The 11,771-nt window shown below is 69.6% G+C and carries 7 protein-coding genes; all 7 read right to left on the bottom strand.

All coding sequences use genetic code 11. The features are described 5' to 3' along the window. Positions 1-11: 11 nt before the first annotated feature. The 7 genes from K8612_RS15060 to K8612_RS15090 all read right to left on the bottom strand — a co-directional run bounded on the left by K8612_RS15060 (position 12) and on the right by K8612_RS15090 (position 11,752). On the bottom strand, positions 12-731 hold the full coding sequence (locus tag K8612_RS15060) for a DUF2652 domain-containing protein (protein ID WP_223762765.1): 720 nt from the start codon (positions 729-731) through the stop codon (positions 12-14). Between the two features lie 38 nt (positions 732-769). Beyond that, the gene (gene mfd / locus K8612_RS15065) at positions 770-4,354 is read right to left on the bottom strand and encodes a transcription-repair coupling factor (RefSeq protein WP_223762766.1); all 3,585 of its coding nucleotides are present in this window, start codon (positions 4,352-4,354) and stop codon (positions 770-772) included. A gap of 166 nt (positions 4,355-4,520) precedes the next feature. Continuing rightward, a complete protein-coding gene (locus K8612_RS15070) occupies positions 4,521-5,210 on the bottom strand; it encodes a Tfp pilus assembly protein FimT/FimU (RefSeq protein WP_223762767.1) in 690 nt (229 codons plus the stop codon). Beyond that, a complete protein-coding gene (locus K8612_RS15075; RefSeq protein ID WP_223762768.1) occupies positions 5,207-6,502 on the bottom strand; it encodes a prepilin-type N-terminal cleavage/methylation domain-containing protein in 1,296 nt (431 codons plus the stop codon). Before K8612_RS15075 ends, K8612_RS15070 begins: the two co-directional genes overlap by 4 nt. Further along, complete coding sequence (locus K8612_RS15080; RefSeq protein WP_223762769.1) at positions 6,499-7,011, bottom strand: prepilin-type N-terminal cleavage/methylation domain-containing protein; 513 nt, start codon at positions 7,009-7,011, stop codon at positions 6,499-6,501. The genes K8612_RS15075 and K8612_RS15080 overlap by 4 nt, the downstream gene beginning before the upstream one ends. Continuing rightward, positions 7,008-11,312: a DUF4114 domain-containing protein gene (locus K8612_RS15085; RefSeq protein ID WP_223762770.1), complete on the bottom strand. Its 4,305-nt coding sequence runs from the start codon at positions 11,310-11,312 to the stop codon at positions 7,008-7,010. Before K8612_RS15085 ends, K8612_RS15080 begins: the two co-directional genes overlap by 4 nt. After that, positions 11,312-11,752: a c-type cytochrome gene (locus K8612_RS15090; protein ID WP_223762771.1), complete on the bottom strand. Its 441-nt coding sequence runs from the start codon at positions 11,750-11,752 to the stop codon at positions 11,312-11,314. The genes K8612_RS15085 and K8612_RS15090 overlap by 1 nt, the downstream gene beginning before the upstream one ends. Positions 11,753-11,771: the final 19 nt, after the last annotated feature.

Raw genomic sequence — 11,771 nt, forward strand, 5'->3', positions numbered from 1 at the left:
GGCGCGGCGCTTCAGGGCTTCTCGTCGACGATTTCGACGTTGCGGAAGCCCTGGCACGCCTCCTTGAGGCCGAGCACGTACTTCAGCGAGCGCAGCTCCAGGGTGAGCTTGTTCCACAGCTTGCGCAGCACGTTGGGGCGCGGCGCGGGCACGCTCGACACCAGCGTGCTCAGGTCGAGGTAGTGCGTCGGCGTGCGGCCCATGCCCTCGAAGTCGTGCTCCAGCCCCTGGCTGAGCTGGCGCAGCTCCGGCTCCAGGCGCTGGTGCACCGCGTCCGTCATCAGGACGTACTCGGGCACGGGCACGTCGTTCTTCAGCATCCGGTGCACGAGGATGACGTCCACCCCCGCCAGCTCCGTGAGGTGCTTCACCTTCTGGAAGGCGACCTCCCCGGCGTGGGCCACGAACTTGAGCGTCAGGTTGCCCACCTGCGTGCAGCCGTCGCACCTGCACATGCGGTCCAGGACCAACTGCTCCCGGCGCTCCAGGAAGGCACGGCGGATGGCCGCCACCTGCTTCGCGACCGGCGAGGCGTCGTCACCCACGGCGTAGAAGAAGGCCGCGTCGCCTTCCAGCTTCGCCAGCTTGAACCGGCCGGACGCATCGATGACGGCCTCCAGCAGTTGGGCCACCGTGTCCTGCGCGTGCGCGAGACCGAAGCGGTGCTGCCGCATGAAGCGGGTGTAGCCGCCGATGTCCGCGATGAGCAACAGCGCCTTCTCGATCGCCATTCGGCGGCCAGCCTAGCGGAAAGTCCCCGCCAGGTGCGTCAGTGCCGGGGCAGCGCGCAGGTGCCCACGTCGCGCAGCAGCTTGTGCGCCTCCGCCAGCAGGGCGTGCCCCTTCACCTCCGGGGGCACGCGGGCGATGAGCTTCATGTCCGGCGTCAGCCGGTAGAAGCCCTTGGAGCGCTGCACCAGCCCCGCCACCTTCGCGCCGTCCAGGAGCGCGTCGCCGCCCAGCGCCAGCGACAGCCGGCCCGGGCCCGCCTCCAGCGCGCGCAGCCGCAGCTCGCGCATGTCGATCTTCAAGAGCGTCACCTCGGAGAGGGCGTCCACCTCGTCGGGGGCCTCGCCGTAGCGGTCCACCAGCTCCGCGCGCAGGTCCGTCACCTCGTCCGGGTGGCTGGCCTGGCTGAAGCGCTTGTAGAACACCAGCCGCTGGTGCACGTCCGCCACGTAGTCGTCGGGGATGAGCGCCGGCATGGGCAGGTTGATGTCCGGCTCCACGTGCACCTTGGGCGGCTGGCCCTGCAGCTCCGCCACCGCCTCCTCCATCAACTGCGCGTACAGGTCGAAGCCGATTTCAGCGATGGCGCCGGACTGCTTCTCGCCCAGCAGGTTGCCCGCGCCGCGGATCTCCAGGTCGTGGCTGGCGATGGAGAAGCCCGCGCCCAGCTCCGTGAAGTTCTGGAGCACCTCCAGGCGCCGCTGCGCGTCCTTCGTCACCGGACGGCGGGTGGGCACCAGCAGGTACGCGTACGCGCGCTCCTTGCTGCGGCCCACGCGCCCGCGCAACTGGTAGAGCTGCGCCAGACCGAACTGGTCCGCGCGGTTGACGATCATCGTGTTGGCGCTGGAGATGTCGATGCCGCTCTCGATGATGCTGGTGCACAGGAGCACCTGGAACTTGTGCTCCGTGAACTGGAGCATCACCTTCTCCAACTGCCCCTCGGCCATCTGCCCGTGCGCCACGCCGATGGAGACGTTCGGCAGGAGCTTCTTCAGCTCCTGCTCCATGGACGGCAGGGACTCCACGCGGTTGTGCACGAAGAAGACCTGGCCACCGCGGGCAATCTCCCGCTCCACGGCCTCCTTGATGACGGCCTCGTCGTACTTCATCACGAAGGTGCGGATGGCCCGGCGGTCCTGCGGCGGCGTGGCGATGATGCTCATGTCGCGCACGCCGGACATGCTCATGTGCAGCGTGCGGGGGATGGGCGTCGCCGTCAGCGTCAGCACGTCCACCTGCGTGCGCAGCCGCTTGAGCGCCTCCTTCTGCTTCACGCCGAAGCGCTGCTCCTCGTCCACCACCAGGAGCCCCAGGTCCTTGAAGGCCACCTCGCCCGCCAGCAGCTTGTGCGTGCCGATGACGATGTCGACCTTGCCCTCCTTCGCGCGGCGGAGGATGTCGCGGATCTCCGGCGGCTTGCGGATGCCGGAAATCACCTCCACCGTGACGGGGTAGTCCTTGAAGCGCTTCTTGAAGGAGTGGAAGTGCTGCTGCGCCAGCACCGTGGTGGGCACCAGCACCGCCACCTGCTTGCGGTCCAGCGTGGCCTTGAAGGCGGCGCGCATCGCCACCTCCGTCTTGCCGTAGCCCACGTCGCCGCAGACGAGCCGGTCCATCGGCTGCGCCTTCTGCATGTCGGACAGCACGTCCTCGATGGCCTTCGCCTGGTCCGGCGTCTCCTCGAACTCGAAGTCCGCCTCGAACTGGGCGAAGTAGCGGTCCGGCGGCGCGAAGGCGTAGCCCGGGTGCGCCTTGCGCGCGGCGGCCATCTGCAACAGCTCCGCCGCCATCTTGAGCAACTGCTCCTTGACGCGCTTCTTCGTCTTCTCCCAGCTCGTCGTGCCCAGCTTGTCGAGCTGGACCTTCTCCGGGTCGCCGCCGGTGAACTTCTGGATGAGCCGCATGCGGCCCACCGGCAGATAGATTTTGTCCCGCCCCGCGTACTCCAGGACGAGGAAGTCCCCCGGCACGCCCTGCACCTCCATCTTCGTCAGGCCCGCGTAGCGCCCGATGCCGAAGTCGGTGTGGACGATGAGGTCGCCTTCCTTCAGGTCCTTGAAGCCCGCGGCGAACGCGTCCAGCTTCTTGCTGCGCTTGACGCGGCGGCGGGAGCGGACGCCGAAAATCTCCTCGTCCGCGAGCACCGCCAGCCGGCCTTCCGGGTCGAAGAAGCCGTGGCTCACCTCGCCGGTGAACAGGTGCGCCCAGACCGCCGGCTCGTAGAGCTTCGCCGGGTCCTGCAACGCCTCCGTGTGCACCTTCACCATCACGGAGCGGTCCAGCAGCAGCCGCTTGAGCCGGTCCGCCTGGCTGAGCGTGCCGCACGCCACCGCGCACGCCACGCCGGTGTCGCGCCAGCGCTGCAGCCGCTCCACCAGCGGGGTGAGCGCGCCCTCCTCACCGTGGTGCGCGAGGATGGCCTCGCGCAGGTCCTGCGTCGTGCCGAAGGTGAAGGCCACGGGCGCTCCGGACTGCGACAGCGACAGGCCTCCGCCCTCCACCACGCGCAGGGCCTCGAGTCCCGCCGCCACGCCCTCGCGCGTGAGGAAGTGGTGCTCCGGCGGATAGGTGAGGTCCTGGCGCGCGTCCGCCTCCTCCACGCCCTTGGCCAGCTCCGCCCACAGCTCCTCCTGCACGCGGTCCAGGCCCACCGGGTCGTCCAGGTAGACGACGGGCTCCTTCGCCCACGCGCGCAGGTAGTCGAACACGGAGGCCAGCCCGCCCTCGAAGAAGCCGGGCAGCAGCCCCTCCAGGCCGAAGCCGGGGAGCCCCTCGCGGAGCGCGTCCAGCCGCTCGCGCAGCTTGATGGTGGGCAGGTTGATGCGGTCCGCCACCGCGCGGGCGGCGGCCTCGGCGCGCGGGCGGGTGTCGTCGGTGAGCAGCAGCTCGCGCGCCGGCACCAGGTCCACGGACTTGAGCGCGTCCACGGTGCGCTGCGACTCCGGGTCGAAGACGCGGATGGACTCGATGGTGTCCCCGAAGAACTCCAGGCGCACCGGCCGCTCGTACAGCGGGCTGAAGACGTCCAGCAGGCCGCCGCGCACGCTGAAGGTGCCCTTGTCCTCCACCAGCGGGCTGTTCTGGTAGCCCATCAGCGCCAGCTTCCGCGCCAGCGAGTCGCGGTCGAAGTCCTGGCCCACCTCCACGCGCTGGGCCAGCCCCTCCATCACCCCCAGCGGCAGCACGCGGCGGTGCAGCGCGCGCAGGGACAGCACCAGCGCGGGGAACGGCGTGCCGCGCGCCAGGTGGAACAGCGCGCCCAGGCGCTCCGTGATGGGGCCCGCCTCCGGTGACAGCTCGTCGTAAGGGAGCACCTCGTCCGCGGGCAGCCGCAGCACGCGGGGCTCCAGCAGGCTGCCGGTGCCCCCCAGGAAGAAGGCCAGGTCGTGCGCGAGCGCGTCCGCCGCCTCTTCGTCCACGGCCACGCACACCAGGGGCGCGCGCAGCTCGCGGTGCAGGCGGGCGAGCAGGTGGCCGCGCGCCGCGCCCTTCACCCCCTGCGTCCGCGCGCGGTGCCCCGCGCGCAGGGAGGCGAGGAGCCGGGCGAAGGCATCACCGGAGGAGGAGGGGGCGCCGCCGGGCCAGGACGTGCCGTCGGACTTCGGGGGAAGGGAGGTATCCATTCGGGGGCCCGTGTGGGGCCCTCGGCTAATTAGGGTGCGCCCTGTCCCAAATCAACGCTGGATGCGGACCCCTGTCGTGTCCAGGGACGCAGCGGGACGGCCGCCAGGCGGGGAGGCGCACGCGCGCCCGGGACATGGAAGGTCCCCGGGCGCGCGGCAGGCCCGCTCAGGGGGCCGCGCAGGCCGTCGCCAGCCGCACGTCCCTGCGGCTGGTGTCGGTGGTGGTGGCCGCCTGCGAGTCGCAGTCCATCACGCTGGACAGGCCCGTCAGCGGCTCCACCATCAGCACGCTCTTGGCGCGGTCGGAGGTGAAGCGGAACTGGATGGAGCTGTCCGTCGGGGCCGCCGCGGCGACCAGCTCGGGCTGGCCGAGCTGCCCCCGCATGCAGTCCATCCGGTTGAACACCGGCCGGCCGGAGCCCGGCAGGAAGCACAGGTTGTTGATGTTGGAGGCGTCCATGGTGGGCGGGATGACGATGTCCGGCCCCGTCTCCGTGCAGCACGCGGGCGTGGTGCGGCACGTCCGGTTGAGGCAGGCGTTGCTGGGGCACTGGGCCGTGCTCCAGTCATCCGTGGCGGCGTCACCGCAGCGCAGCCGCTCCCAGCGGGCCACGGTGAACTGCTGACCGTTCGCCTGGGCGACGTCGTTCTCAACCACGATGCGCACCGGCTGGTTCGTGCTGATGGCCAACTGGCGCGCCCGCAGCGCCCCCGACCACAGCTCGCGCGTGGCCGCGCTCTCCTTCTGCCCGCCGATGCTCCCCTGCATTCCCGCGACCGCCAGGGTGATGCACACGGCCATCACCGCCAGGGCGGTCATCATCTCCAACAACGTCATGCCACGCGTGGGCTTCATGGAGTCACCGGAGCTGACGGGTCCGCCGGCCGCTGCAGGCCCACCGTCATGTTGCGCGCCGCGACGCGGAAGGTGTAGCGCCGGCGCGTGTAGCCGTCCTTCGGCTGGCCCTCTTCATCCGTGCCCGTCATGTCCGCGTCCCGGTTGATGCGCCGCGTGCGGATGACCAGCGTCACCTCCAGCTCGCGCACGCGCTGGCGCAGGCGCTTGATGACCTCCTTCTTCCGGTCCGCGGCCGGGTACGTCGCCAGGGCCGGGAGGGCGTTCCCGCTCTCGTTGAGGTCGTCCGTCTTGCAGGCGTCGAGGTTGTACTTCGCCTCGTCACACTCGGAGATGGCCGGGTGGGGAACGCCCGGGTTGCGGTGGTTGGTCTCGCCGGCGACGCTGGGGTACCACTCCAGCTCGTAGTACCGGTCGGGGTCGCCCTTGAGGGCCGGGTCGAAGTCCACGACGCCCTCGCGCACGCTCAGTTGCTCCACGTCGCGGCTCAACACGGACCAGGTCGGGGAGCCCGGCGCCAGGTACTCCAGCGTGGGGATGCCGCCCTTCCAGTTCACCCGGTAGGCCGCGCCGCTCAGCCGCAGCGCCAGCCAGTTCACGACGTCCGAGCCGGACTTGGGCGTCCAGATGGTGGAGGGCGAGCCGAAGTCCTCGCAGGTGGGGGACTCCGGCAGCGCCCCGTCGACCGTGATGGTGGAGGGGGTGGTCGCGCTGGGCGCGATGCCGGTGATCCGGACCGGGCACGCGGGCCGGTTGCCGCCGCTGACCATGATGGCGGAGGTCGGGCCGCTGGGGGTGACCATGGCCGCCGAGGCGTTCGGCTTGGCGCAGAACTCCGTCTTGGACTGGCGGACCTTCCCGGAGCCGCACGGCGCCAGGGTGACCATCCCGTTCGTGTCACCCCAGTAGAGCTGGAGGGCGTCCGACGCCGGGAAGCCCGCGGGCGGCGGCTCGAAGTCCGCGTCCGGGCCGAACGGCGTGTTCGCGCCCGTCTTCAGGTCCGGCTGGCGCCAGACCGTGATGGCCGAGCGCTCGTCGGTGACGCCGCCCACGAGGAAGGAGATGGGCGCGTTGCCCATGCCCGCTCCCGCACGGGTGATGTCCAGCGTCAGCATCTCCTTCACCGCGCGCCCGGTGACCTGCGCGGTCATCGTCTGTTCCTCGAAGATGGCGCGCTTCTGCATCTGGGCGCCCACCACCAGGCCGGTGGTGAGCACCATGACCCCCAGCGCGCTGGCGATCATCACTTCCAGGAGCGTGAAGCCCCGAACAGGGAATCGAGCGTCTCTCACGGTGCCATCCGGGTCTGCATGACGACCATCTGCCGGTCCTCGCGGATGCCCGGCTCGGTCCAACTGACGGACACGCGCACGTTCACGAGCGTGCCCGCCGTGCCCGCCGCGAGGTTGCGGCTGAGGGACGGCTCACCCAGGCCGCTCCCGGCCTCCATCGTGCCGGGGACCGCCGGGTTGTCCACGTCGACGTCCACCGTGTACTGGCGCGCCACGATCTTGGGGTCCGTGGGCGCCTCGTTCCGCAGCAAGCCATCCGCCGTCTGCCAGACGCTGAACGTCCGGTCCCTCACGGTGTCGCAGGTCGGCGAGCCCTGGCAGCCACGCTGGAGGATGTTCTCCAGCGTGCGCTCCGCGATGAGCTGCGCCTGGTTCGCGGTCAGCGTGCGGCGGTTGGAGCGGCTCGTCTGGCTCACCACGGTCATCGCCGCCGCGACTCCCAGCAGCATGACGGCCATGGTGGCCATGACTTCCAGCAGGGTGACACCCCGTGATGCGCGCTGCTTCATTGCGGCAGTCTCCCGTCGGGCAGCGGCTCCCAGAGCATGATCTGCGAGCGGGACGACCCGCTCGTGCCCGCCTTGTTGTTCCAGCTCTCCGGATCGCCCGTGACCTGCATCTCACCCGTGGCCGTGAGCACGAAGAGGTGCTCGTCGTGGACCACCGGCGAGGAGATGGCGTGGCCCGTCAGGGCCTTCGGGCCACCGCCCGTCAGCACGCCCGACGCCTGGCTGGCCGTGTACGCCTCGCCATGCGCGTCCGCGTCCAGGCTGCAGATGTCCGCCGCCGTGCCCACCGCGGTCGCGGCGTAGACGCTCTCCGCGCTCAGGGCCACGCCGCCCCACAGCTTCTGGCCCGGCGCCAGCTTCTGCACCCAGAGGGGCGTGAGCGGCGCGCACGGCTTGCTGCCCGAGGGGTCCGGGTCCTCGAACGCGAGCAGGTGGTACTGGTACGTGGGGTTGTTCGGATCCGGCTCGGGGTAGCCGTCCGTGTACTTGTCCGGGCTGTCGCTGGTGCCGAAGTAGAAGCGCACCGCCGGGCCCGAATCCTTGCTGACCACCTTCACGGCGATGTTGGAGTAGAGCTCCTGCAGGTCCAGCTCCGTCTGGTTCGCGTCCGGGCGGTTCTTCAGCGCGGAGGCCGCGTGGGCCACCATGCACTTCTTCACCTGTCCGCCCAGCTTCCTGCCGCTGGTGGCCACGTCCTTGAAGTTCACGCGCCAGACGCTGCCGGCCGTGGTGGGCACGTACATGACGTCATAGGAGCCGTCCTGGTCCAGGTCCACCAGCGGCGTCTCCGCCGCGATGCCGGAGCCCTGCTCGAAGGTGAGGACGCCCGCGTACTTGCCGGCGGCCCCGCCGCCATACGTGAGCGGCTTGCCCGTCTTCATGTCGAGCAGGTAGACGGCGCCCGCGCGCAGGTCGCCCGGGTCGTAGTCCGTGCCCACCACCGCCACCCAGCGCCGGTCCTCCTCCGCCGAGGAGCCCCAGGAGATGCGCCCCAGGGCGGGCGAGTGCCGGGAGCCCGAGTTGTCCGGCATCAGCACGGTGTTGTCGGTCGCGATGGCGCTGGTGAAGGCGGACGCCACGTCGGTGTTCGCCAGGCTGAACTCCCACAGCGGCAGCGGGTACCAACTGTCGTTGGGGTTCGTGATGTCCATCGCGAACACCACCGGGCTGGCCTTGCCCGAGGCGGAGACGAGCACCGTCTTGGCGCCCCGCTTCTTCTGCGCCGTGGTCTCCGGCTTCCAGTTGTACTTGATGGTGGCGTCCCAGTTGTCGCGGTCGCCGAAGTCCATGTTGGCGATGCTGGGCGACGCGTCCATCTGCGGCTTGGGCAGCGTGCCCGAGCCGCGGAAGCGCACGTACTGGTTGCGGTACTGGCTCAGCAGCAGGTTGGGCATGTACGCGAACGACTCCTTGCCAGAGCCGTAGTCGCGCAGGGCCGGGCTCCCGTCGCTGGGGCAGGACGACGCGGCGAAGTAGCCACGGAACTGGCTGTTGCCCGGCGTGCAGGGGTCATCCACCTCGTTGCGGAAGGCGCCCGACTCGAAGGAGTGGAGCACGCCCGACATGGTGCCCACGAAGGCCCGGGTGCTGCGGGTCTTCAGGGGCTCCAGGAAGTTCGTGCGGAAGAGGTCGCGCTCGGCGGGCTTCGCGTTCTGGTACCAGGGGTCCGCGTACGGCGGCACGGCCAGCGCCACGGTGGAGATGTTGATGCCGCCGAAGGGCCAGGGCCGGAACTTGTTCGCGGCGAGCGCCGCGTTCGCGTCCTCGTAGCCATACAGCCAGTCGATGAGGAACTGCCGGTCGCTGTAGGGCGACGTCGACGCGGCCACGGTGCAGACGCCGTCGTGGTTCAGGTCGTAGAGGTAGCGGCCGTCAATCTCGCTGTACGTGTTGCACAGCGAGGCGGGCATCAGCGTGTTGCCCATGTCCGCGTGCTTGACGTCCAGGCGGTCCCCCGCGCTGTTCATCGTGTAGAGCTTGCGGTTGAGCGGGTTGGAGGCGGCCAGCGACAGCGCCATCACGCGCCCGGCCTCCCAGCGCAGCTTCGGCTCGGTCGCCTTGGGGTTCTCCGGGTTGTAGAGCGACTGCAGGTACAGCCGGCCACGGATGCCGTAGTCCTTGCCGCCGTCATACGCGCGGTTGCCGGGAGGCGGCAGGGTGCCCTCGGCGTTCCAGCCCGCGCCCCAGTTCTGGCCCGGCGTCTCGTTCACGCCCCAGACGGCGACGTTGCCGATGGTGCTGGGGCTGGAGCGCGCGTAGGCGCCCGAGCGCACCGCCTGGTAGCCGATGTCCACGTCGTCGATGATGGGACGGCACAGCTCGCTGGGGCTGCTGATGTCCACCTTCCAGCACAACTGCGAGCCGGTGAGCCCCAGCGCCAGGATGTCGACCTCCACCTCCTGGTCCGGGTACTGCTTGTTGTTGTCCAGCGGCACCGGGACCCACGTGGGGTTTTCGTTCTTCTGGTACTTGCCGGCCGCGTCCAGCACGCGGCAGTCCACGGCGATGGAATAGGTGATGGTGGGCTTCACGCCGCTCGCGGTGCAGGCGCCCGGGACCTCCTCCGTCCAGCACGGCGCCTTGGTGCAGCCGGCGTTGGGGCGGATGTTCGTGGGCGGGTTGCCGGGGGTCGCGTACGGGGCGACGTCGTCCTGGCGGCGGAAGCGGACCTTGGTGATGGTGAAGTTCGGGCCCAGCTTGTCGCCCGTGTCGCCCATGACGTCCGAGGTGATGGTGGTGGACTTGGCGCCACCGCCGTTCTCCTTGTTGATCATGAACACGATGTCGTTGAAGTCGCGGTCACCGCCGCCGTTGAGGTCCTCGAAGCCGAGGATCCACCGGAAGGGGTCCGTGGTCGGCGCGCCCACGATGACGTGGGGCATGTAGTTCATCCGGTCGATGGCGATCTGCGGGTTGCCGGGCTCCGTGCCGGGGCGCATGACGGTCACGCCCTCCTTCGGCATCTTCAGGTTCTTGTAGGCGGCCGTGTCCAGGCGGTCGAGCGTGTCCTGCTCCAGCCAGCCGCAGGCCTTCTTGCTGGTCCCCGCGATGGTGCAGGCCGTCGCGGACGCAGGCGAGGTGCAGCTCTCCTCGTAGCTGCAGCCGATGTTGCGCTCCGCCACCTTGTTGTCCGCGGGCGCCTTGAAGTTCTGGTCCAGGTTCCAGGTGGCCTTGGAGAAGAACACGGAGACGGTCGTCTGCAGGTGCAGCAGGCACTTGCCGTCCTCCGCGGGGTCGCCCGTGTAGGGCTTGCGCTTGAGGCAGGGGGCGACCGTGTCGTTGTCCGTGTTGTGGCGGGCGTCGTAGTAGACGACGGCGAAGAAGACGATCTCCTTGCCACCCTGGACCAGGCCCAGGTTCACCCGGCGGTCGCCGGTGTTGATCTGCTGGTAGTTGGTGTACTCGGGGTCGCCGACCGGGGGCGCGGGCAGCTTGATGCCGCGGAAGTCGTACTGGGAGACGTTGTAGTCCGGCACGCCGTCGTAGGTGTCGGTGACGTCCGAGACAGGGCCGATGTTGCGGTGCACCGTCTTGTCGCTGTCGTCATCCACCAGCAGGAAGACCATGCGGCCGAGGCCCAGGTTGTTGTTCGCCGGGGCGGCCGGCTCCAGCAGGTTGGGGATGTACGGGAACAGGCCGTTGTCGCCGCCGGTGCCGTTGATCTCGTTGGTGCCGACCCAGTCGTTCTCGATGTTGTAGAAGCTGGAGTCCGCGCGGACGGGGCGCGAGTCCGTCACGTCCGTCTTGTGGACGAAGGTCTTGGAGCAGTCGCCCTTCATCGCCAGGTCGGGCTCCATGTACTTCTTGCCGCCGGACGTGAAGGACCGGGTGCAGCGGCGCGTCTTGCCCACGTACTTGATGGGCAGGACGGTGTCGTCGTCCGGCGTCAGGTTGTAGATGGCCTCGTGCAGGTCGAGGATGCCGTTGTTGTTCTTGTCGACCAGCTCGCGGGTGACGGGATCCGCGTAGCCCCGGGCGACCACGTCATCCATGTACAGGTAGCCCAGCGAGTGCGACGCACCGGCGGACTCGTACACGTAGTCGATGGTGACCGTCTGGTCGAACGGGAAGGTGATGTTCTCCGAGTCCAGCTTCTTGAGGTTGGTGTTGAGCTGGAGCCGGCCGTCGTCGCGCAGGATGATGGTGTTGTTGGCGACCGTGAGGCCGTTGGGGCCCAGCTTGAAGTCGCCCTGCTTGTCGTTGGCCAGGTCGTCCTGGCAGAGCTGCTGCGCGGTGGTCAGCGAGGGCGTCGCGACCGTCAGCACCAGCGCCGTGAGGGTTCGTTGAAAGAGCGTGCGCATCACTGCTTCCCCTGGGTCTTCGGCTGGGACTTCGCCTTCGCTTCCGCATCCGCCTTCTGGAGCGCCGCGGCCTGCTCCTCCATCTGCCGGCGCAGCCGCATCCGGCGCGTCGGCGGCGGAGCGACCACGACGGTGGACAGGTAGCTGGTGAGGCCGTCCAGCTCATCGCGGCTCAGCAGGCGCGTGTCACAGTTGGTCTTGGGGTTGATCCGGTGGGGGGACTCCACCCAGGTGCGGACCTCCGTCAGGCTCTTCTTGCGCAGCACCTGGTCCATGTAGGGGCCGACCGGCTGGCGGACACCCAGCAGGCTCTTGGGCGTCTCCGTGGGCGTGCGGGCCTGGTGACATTGCGCGCAGGCCTTGTTGAAGGCCACTTCGCCTCGTTCCTGGGCGCTGGCGAGCGCCGGGAGCAGGAGCAGCATGAGGGGCAGGCGTTTCATGAGGGCTCGTGGGGGAAAG

The organism is Corallococcus sp. AS-1-6 (genome assembly GCF_020037015.1).
Taxonomy (GTDB): domain Bacteria; phylum Myxococcota; class Myxococcia; order Myxococcales; family Myxococcaceae; genus Corallococcus.

What these genes read in the sequence shown, in the direction of transcription:
- K8612_RS15060 (WP_223762765.1), bottom strand. Translation starts at nt 731, where the DNA reads ATGGCGATCGAGAAGGCGCTGTTGCTCATCGCGGACATCGGCGGCTAC.
- mfd (WP_223762766.1), bottom strand. Translation starts at nt 4,354, where the DNA reads ATGGATACCTCCCTTCCCCCGAAGTCCGACGGCACGTCCTGGCCCGGC.
- K8612_RS15070 (WP_223762767.1), bottom strand. Translation starts at nt 5,210, where the DNA reads ATGAAGCCCACGCGTGGCATGACGTTGTTGGAGATGATGACCGCCCTG.
- K8612_RS15080 (WP_223762769.1), bottom strand. Translation starts at nt 7,011, where the DNA reads ATGAAGCAGCGCGCATCACGGGGTGTCACCCTGCTGGAAGTCATGGCC.
- K8612_RS15085 (WP_223762770.1), bottom strand. Translation starts at nt 11,312, where the DNA reads ATGCGCACGCTCTTTCAACGAACCCTCACGGCGCTGGTGCTGACGGTC.
- K8612_RS15090 (WP_223762771.1), bottom strand. Translation starts at nt 11,752, where the DNA reads ATGAAACGCCTGCCCCTCATGCTGCTCCTGCTCCCGGCGCTCGCCAGC.